Origin of the sequence: Actinophytocola sp. (assembly GCF_045807065.1) — a bacterium.
Taxonomy (GTDB): Bacteria; Actinomycetota; Actinomycetes; order Mycobacteriales; family Pseudonocardiaceae; genus Actinophytocola.
Genome location: NZ_JBJMIE010000327.1, coordinates 1 through 6,130 on the forward strand (window position 1 = coordinate 1; position 6,130 = coordinate 6,130).

The 6,130-nt window shown below is 69.5% G+C and carries 8 protein-coding genes and 1 pseudogene; 1 reads left to right on the forward strand and 8 read right to left on the reverse strand.

Translation table 11 applies throughout. From position 1 onward, the window contains the following. The 8 genes from ACJ73U_RS18935 to ligD form a co-directional block, all read right to left on the reverse strand. A partial coding sequence (locus ACJ73U_RS18935; RefSeq protein ID WP_407778977.1) for an alpha/beta fold hydrolase occupies positions 1 to 270 on the reverse strand: 270 nt, incomplete at its 3' end. Between the two features lie 2 nt (positions 271 to 272). Then, on the reverse strand, positions 273 to 1,169 hold the full coding sequence (era, locus tag ACJ73U_RS18940; RefSeq protein WP_407778978.1) for a GTPase Era: 897 nt from the start codon (positions 1,167 to 1,169) through the stop codon (positions 273 to 275). A gap of 20 nt (positions 1,170 to 1,189) precedes the next feature. Then, the gene (locus tag ACJ73U_RS18945; RefSeq protein WP_407778979.1) at positions 1,190 to 1,504 is read right to left on the reverse strand and encodes a cytidine deaminase; all 315 of its coding nucleotides are present in this window, start codon (positions 1,502 to 1,504) and stop codon (positions 1,190 to 1,192) included. Next, on the reverse strand, positions 1,497 to 2,807 hold the full coding sequence (locus tag ACJ73U_RS18950; protein WP_407778980.1) for a hemolysin family protein: 1,311 nt from the start codon (positions 2,805 to 2,807) through the stop codon (positions 1,497 to 1,499). The genes ACJ73U_RS18945 and ACJ73U_RS18950 overlap by 8 nt, the downstream gene beginning before the upstream one ends. 18 nt (positions 2,808 to 2,825) lie before the next feature. Next, entirely contained in the window at positions 2,826 to 3,380 is a 555-nt protein-coding gene (gene ybeY, locus ACJ73U_RS18955) for an rRNA maturation RNase YbeY (protein WP_407778981.1), read from the reverse strand. Between the two features lie 90 nt (positions 3,381 to 3,470). After that, on the reverse strand, positions 3,471 to 4,547 hold the full coding sequence (locus ACJ73U_RS18960) for a PhoH family protein (RefSeq protein ID WP_407778982.1): 1,077 nt from the start codon (positions 4,545 to 4,547) through the stop codon (positions 3,471 to 3,473). Positions 4,548 to 4,642: 95 nt separating this feature from the next. Next, a complete protein-coding gene (locus tag ACJ73U_RS18965) occupies positions 4,643 to 5,008 on the reverse strand; it encodes a histidine triad nucleotide-binding protein (RefSeq protein ID WP_407778983.1) in 366 nt (121 codons plus the stop codon). 9 nt (positions 5,009 to 5,017) lie between these two features. After that, entirely contained in the window at positions 5,018 to 5,971 is a 954-nt protein-coding gene (gene ligD / locus ACJ73U_RS18970; protein WP_407778984.1) for a non-homologous end-joining DNA ligase, read from the reverse strand. A gap of 42 nt (positions 5,972 to 6,013) precedes the next feature. Here ligD and ACJ73U_RS18975 point away from each other — a divergent pair. Continuing rightward, positions 6,014 to 6,130: pseudogene (locus ACJ73U_RS18975) on the forward strand (alpha/beta hydrolase); the annotation flags it as partial.

Here is a 6,130-nt window from a genome sequence, read left to right on the forward strand (position 1 = left end):
GAGCAGATCGACCCGGTCCAGCCCGAGGTGGACGCGGAGCGCCTCGACATCGTCGACCTGCCGGTCGCAGCGGTAGGTCGCGGGATCCGCCGGGGTGGCCGACTCGCCGGTGCCCCGCGGGTCGAGGCGGGCCAGCGGCGACACCCCACCCAGGTCAGCGAGGTAGGCCGAGGACTGCATGGGGCCACCGGGGACGCAGATCAGCGGCGCGCCCTCGCCGGTGCGGTGGTAGGCGAGCCGGGTCCCGTCGCCCGCGGTGAACGTCGCCACCGTCAGAAACCCAGCCGCCGAAGCTGTTTCGGGTCGCGCTGCCAGTCCTTGGCCACCTTGACGTGCAGGTGCAGGTACACCTTGCTGCCCAGCAGCGCCTCGATCTGGCGACGGGCCGTCGCGCCGACCGCGCGGAGGCGCTCTCCCTTGTGGCCCAGCACGATGCCCTTCTGGCTGTCGCGCTCCACGAACAGGTTCGCGTACACGTCGAGCATGTCGTCGCGGTTATCGCGGGCCAGGATCTCCTCGACGGTCACGGCGATCGAGTGCGGCAGCTCGTCGCGGACACCCTCCAGCGCGGCCTCGCGGATCAGCTCCGAGATGAGCGTGGCCTCCGGCTCGTCGGTCAGCTCGCCGTCCGGGTACAGCTGGGGGCCCTCGGGCAGCCGCGACACGAGGACGTCCGTGAGCGCGTCCACCTGGAAGCCGTCCACAGCGGACACGGGGATGAGGTCCGCGAACTCCATCACGTCCTGCAGCGCGACGAGCTGGTCGGCGATCTGGTTCTTCGTCGCGGTGTCCGTCTTGGTGACCACGCCGACGACCGGGGTGTGCCGGGAGAGCTTCACCAGCTCGGCGGCGATGTACTTGTCGCCGGGGCCGATCTTCTCGTTGGCCGGCACGCAGAACCCGATGACGTCCACTTCGGACCAGGTGGCACGTACCACGTCGTTGAGCCGCTGGCCGAGCAGCGTGCGCGGGCGGTGCAGGCCGGGGGTATCCACGATGATCAGCTGCGCGTCGGGCCGCTGGACGATGCCGCGGATCGCGTGCCGGGTGGTCTGCGGCTTGCTGGAGGTGATGGCCACCTTGCTGCCGACCAGCGTGTTGGTCAGCGTCGACTTGCCCGTGTTCGGCCGGCCGACGAAGCAGGCGAATCCGGAGCGGTAGGTGGTCACCGCGCCATTCTTGTCCTGGGTCAGCGCAGCTCACCCTTCGGGTCGGCCACCAGCAGCGGCGCGGACGGCGTCAGGTCGTCGACGATCCCGCGGTCGACCTCCAGCAGGTCCGTCACGACCGCGGCCGCCTCCAGGGTGTCCACGCCGCTCGACACGGCGGCGGCCACCGCGCCCTGCAACGCCGTGAGCTGCAGGGATGGCAGGTCGACCGTGGTGGCGACGTACGTGCGGCCCGTGTCGTCCCGCACGGCGGCGCCTTCCAGCGCGCCGGTGCGGGCCCGTGCCGACCTCGCCAGGGTGATGAGCTTCGCGTCCTCCGGGTCGAGGTCAGCCACTCTCGCTACCTTCCATCTCGGTTTCGGGACCACCCCGCACGATCACGGAGGTGATCCGCATGCGGCCGCGGCCGTCCTTGCCGCCCTCCGCACGCATGTTGAGCCCCGCGATCTCCGCCTCGGTGCCCGGCAGCGGGACCCGGCCGAGCCGTTGCGCCAGCAGGCCGCCGACCGTCTCGACGTCGGAGTCGTCCAGCTCGACGCCGAACAGCTCGCCCAGGTCCTCGACCGGCAGCCGGGAGCTGACCCGCACGGTGCCGTCCTCCAGGTGCTCGACGGGCGGGCGGTCGTCCGTGTCGGACTCGTCGGTGATCTCGCCGACTATCTCCTCGAGAATGTCCTCAATGGTGAGCAGGCCGGCGGTGCCGCCGTACTCGTCGACCGCGATCGCCATGTGGTTGCGGGAGAGCTGCATCTCCTTCAGGAGGTCGTCGAGGCGTTTGGAGTCCGGCACGAACGTCGCCTCGGACATCACCCCGGCCACCTCGCGCCGCTCGCCGCGCCCGTTCATCGGCCTGTCCATTGTGGCCTTGACCAGGTCCTTCAGGTTGACCACGCCGACGATCTCGTCGACGCTCTCGCCGATCACCGGCAGTCGCGTGTAGCCGGTGCGCAGCGACAGCGCGAGCGCTTGGCGCACGGACTTGGTCTGTTCGATCCAGACCATCTCCGTGCGCGGCACCATGACCTCGCGCGCGATCGTGCCGCGCAGCTCGAACACCGAGTGGATCATCTCGCGCTCGCCGGCGTCGACGACCCCGCTCTCCTGCGCCATGTCGACCAGCTCGCGCAGCTCGACCTCGGAGGAGAACGGGCCCTCGCGGAAGCCGCGGCCCGGGGTGATGGCGTTGCCGACGACGATCAGCAGCCGCGACAGCGGCCCGAGCACGGTCCCGAGCGCACGCACGACCCCGGCGGCGACCAGCCCGACGGAGTACGGGTGCTGCCGGCCGAGCGTGCGCGGACCGACGCCGACCAACACGTACGACACGACGATCATGCCGAGCGCGGCGACGAGCCCGGCGACCGCGTTCGAGCCGATGAGGCCCATGAACGCGAAGGTGACGAGCACGGTCGCGGCCAGCTCACAGCCCAACCGCAGCAGGAGCAGCAGGTTGATGTGCCTCGGCCGTTCGGACACGACCGCGAGCAGCTGCCGCGCGCCGGTGCGGCCGGTGCGGACGAGCCCTTCGACGCGTGCCCGCGAGACGGCCGAGATGGCGGCGTCCGCGCACGCGAAGAACCCGGCCGCGATGATTAGGAGAACCGCGATCACCAGTAGTCCCGCGGCGGAGCTGGCCACTGTCTACCCCCGGGGGACCTATTCCTCTTCTGGCTTGGGTTCGGGCTCGATCAAGCCGGCGGCGCCGAGCAGCTTGTCGTCCTCGCGGCGCTGCGCGGCACGACGCTGCGCGGCGACCCGCTCCGACCTGAAGTCGGCGAGGATCCGCTTCTGCAGTGTGAACATCTCGCGTTCCTCGGCCGGCTCCGCGTGGTCGTAGCCCAGCAGGTGCAGTACACCGTGGACGGTCAGCAGGTGCAGCTCGTCCATGAGCGAGTGGCCGGCCTTGCGGGCCTGGTCACGCGCGAAACGCGGGCACAGCACCAGGTCGCCGAGCAGCGTGGGCCCGGGATCCGGTGCGTCGGGCCGCCGCGCGGACTCCAGCTCGTCCATGGGGAACGCCATGACGTCCGTGGGACCCGGCAGGTCCAGGTACCGCTCGTGCAGGTCGGCCATCTCGTCGAGCCCGACGAGCAGCACGGACAGCTCGGCGAGGCGGCTGACCCGCATCCGGTCGAGGGCGAACCGGGCCGCCGCGACGATCGACGACTCGTCGACCGCCACGCCCGACTCGTTGGCGATCTCTATGCTCACGACCGCGCCTGCCCTCTCCTCGCGCGCTCCGAGTGGGCGGGCACTGGTCGTGGTGTCTGGTGATTCGTTCCGCAAGCTCCGCTCATCGGCTCAACGACCCCGCCGCGCCTGTCCCCGCGGGCCCGACCGGCGCGCGTCCTGCTCGTTCTGCTGGGTGGCGGTCCAGCGGTCGTAGGCGTCGACGATGTCGCCGACCAGCTTGTGCCGCACCACGTCGTTGCTGGACAGGGTGGAGAAGTGCACGTCGTCGACGCCGCCGAGGATGCCCTGCACGACCCGCAGCCCGCTCTGGGTGCCGCCCGGCAGGTCGACCTGCGTGATGTCGCCCGTCACGACGATCTTCGACCCGAACCCGAGGCGGGTGAGGAACATCTTCATCTGCTCCGGCGAGGTGTTCTGCGCCTCGTCGAGGATGATGAAGGCATCGTTCAGGGTGCGGCCACGCATGTAGGCCAGCGGCGCGACCTCGATCGTGCCGGCCTGCATCAGGCGGGGGATCGACTCGGGGTCGACCATGTCGTGCAGTGCGTCGTACAGGGGGCGCAGGTACGGGTCGATCTTCTCGTAGAGCGTGCCCGGCAGGAAGCCGAGCCGCTCCCCCGCCTCGACGGCCGGGCGGGTGAGGATGATGCGGCTGACCTGCTTGGCCTGCAGTGCCTGCACGGCCTTGGCCATGGCCAGATAGGTCTTACCGGTGCCGGCCGGGCCGATGCAGAACACGACCGTGTGCTGGTCGATCGCGTCGACGTAGCGCTTCTGGTTGAGCGTCTTCGGCCGGATCGTGCGCCCGCGGCGGGAGATGATATCGAGGCTGAGGACCTCGGCGGGCGACTCGGACCCGCCCGCGGACAGCATGGCCACGGTCCGCCGGACGGCGTCGGGCCCCAGCTGCTGGCCGCGGCTGGCCAGGGTGACCAGCTCGGCGAACACCCGGTCGGCGAACGCGACGTCACCCGGCTCGCCCGAGAGCGTGACCTCGTTACCCCGGACGTGGACGTCCGCGGTGAGGAGCTCCTCGGCGACCTTCAGGTTCTCGTCACGATGCCCGAGCAGGGCGAGAACCGCCTGGTCAGGGATGGTGAACCGGGACTGGGCCGGGTCGGCTGGGTTGAGGGCAGAAGTTGAGGTGGCGGCGTGGTCCGCGTTACCCCGTGCGGTACCGGTCAATGCTTTCGGTCCTGCCTTCTGCGCCTTGGAGCGCCGACTCGGTCTGACGTGTCGGGTTCGATGTTAGTCGTCCTGACCGACAGTGCGCATCGACGTTACCGGTGCTCAGGGCTCGGACGGCCGAACAGGCCCAACTGCTCCCCGCCGAGGACGTGCAGGTGCGCGTGGAAGACCGTGCGCCCGGCGTGCTCGCCGGTGTTGAGGACCATCCGGAACCCGGACTGGTCGATCCCCTCCTGCTTGGCCACCGCGGTGCCGGCGGTGATGACGTCCGCGAGGTCCTGCGGCGCCTTGGCGAGCGCCTCGGCGTCCTCGTAGTGGGTCCTGGGCACGACCAGCACGTGCACGTCGGCCTGCGGGCTGATGTCGCGGAAGGCGTAGGTGGTGTCGGTCTCGAGCACCGTGGTGGACGGGATGTCCCCCGCGATGATCTTGCAGAAGAGGCAGTCGCTTTCCGGCATGGGCAGAGGCTACTCGTCGAGATCCGGGATGTCCTGACCGTCGCGGTCCGCCCATTCGAGCAGTGGCGCCAGGTCGAACACGTTGTCATCGATCGTGGCATGCAGATCACCCAGTTCGGCGAACCGAGCGGGCACAGTGGCAATAGTGAACTCGCGAGGGTCGACGTCGGCGATCTCGTCCCATCGGATGGGTGTCGACACGCGAGCCTCGGGTACCCCGATCACCGAGTAGGCGGACCGGATCGTGTGGTCCCGCGCGTTCTGGTTGTAGTCGACGAAGACGCTGTCCGGGTCCCGGTCCTTCCGCCACCAGGTGAGGTCGACGAGCCCTTCGGCGCGCCGCTCGACCTCCCGTGCAAACGCGTGTGCGGCCCGGCGCACGTCCGAGAACCCGAAGTCGGGCCGGACGCGCACGTAGATGTGCAGGCCCTTGCCCCCGGAGGTCTTGGGGAAACCAACGGCCCCGAGGTCGTCCAGGACCTCCTGCACGACGAGCGCGACCTTCCGCACGGTGTCGAAGTTGGCCCCAGGCATGGGATCGAGGTCGATCCGCCACTCGTCGGGCTTCTCGGTGTCCGCCCGCCGGGAGTTCCACGGATGAAACTCGACACAGGACATCTGCACGGCCCAGATGACCGAACCCAGCTCTGTAACACAAAGTTCATCGGCATGCCGCCCGTACCGCGGAAAGTGCACCCGCACAGTCTCAACCCAGGGCGGCGCCCCACGGGGCAACCGCTTCTGGTGCACCTTCTCCCCGTCAACCCCGTCGGGAAACCGATGCATCATGCAAGGCCGCTCCCGCAAGGCATTGACGATCCCGTCCCCCACAGCGAGGTAGTACCGAGCAAGGTCGAGCTTGGTCTCCCCCCGAGCAGAGAAGTAAACCCGCTCAGGGTTGCTAACCCGAACAACCCGCTCCCCAACCTCAAGCTCAACCGAAGGCACACTCTTCCCAGCCACAACCAAAACGTACTGCCAACCCCCACCCCCCGCCCCATACACAAACTGGTCCCGAGGGCGCAGCTGCTGGTGCTGCCCAGGACCGGGCATGTCGCGCAGATGGAGCGGCCGGGAACGGTCACGCGGGCGGTGCTGGGCACCAGTGAGGATTCAACCCGC

Excerpts from the sequence above, each read along its gene's own strand:
- ACJ73U_RS18965 (WP_407778983.1), bottom strand. The coding sequence starts at position 5,008 with ATGCCGGAAAGCGACTGCCTCTTCTGCAAGATCATCGCGGGGGACATC.